The organism is Corallococcus praedator (assembly GCF_003612125.1).
Taxonomy (GTDB): domain Bacteria; phylum Myxococcota; class Myxococcia; order Myxococcales; family Myxococcaceae; genus Corallococcus; species Corallococcus praedator.
Map to the genome: position 1 here is coordinate 1 of NZ_RAWI01001043.1, position 444 is coordinate 444.

At 47.5% G+C, this 444-nt stretch carries 1 protein-coding gene; it reads left to right on the forward strand.

Annotation, left to right across the window (positions count from 1 at the left end):
* On the forward strand, nucleotides 1-444 hold a 444-nt coding region (locus D7Y13_RS46415), incomplete at both ends, for a hypothetical protein (protein WP_158626230.1).

A 444-nucleotide genomic window follows, 5' to 3' on the forward strand; every position in this document is an offset into this window, starting at 1 on the left:
CACCAGTGGTGCCGATGCACGCCATGCACTGAATATCACTGGCCCACAAATTGCGAATTTTTATGTAGGTGCTTCCACATCGAGTTCATCTTCGGTGGCATCGAGTGTGCAATCCAGTTCAAGTTCCAGTGTGAGCAGTGTATCGAGCAGTGTTGCGCAAAGCAGTTCTTCGAGCAGCGTCAGTGTCACCGAACTGGAAGCGTTGGTTGCCCAGGCAAAAGTCAAGTACGATGCTGCGGTTGTCGCTTTAGCTGCTAACACCAAAGCTACTGCAGACAAAACCAAAACTGAAACCGCTATGAAAACGGCACTCACCAGTGCAACACAAAAAGCCAAAACAGCAAAAACCACATTTGATACGGCGCTTAAAAAATACAACACCTCAGTAACATTGTTGAATAGTCTCCAAACCCAATTGAATGCGGCTTTGGCGGCCTATAACAG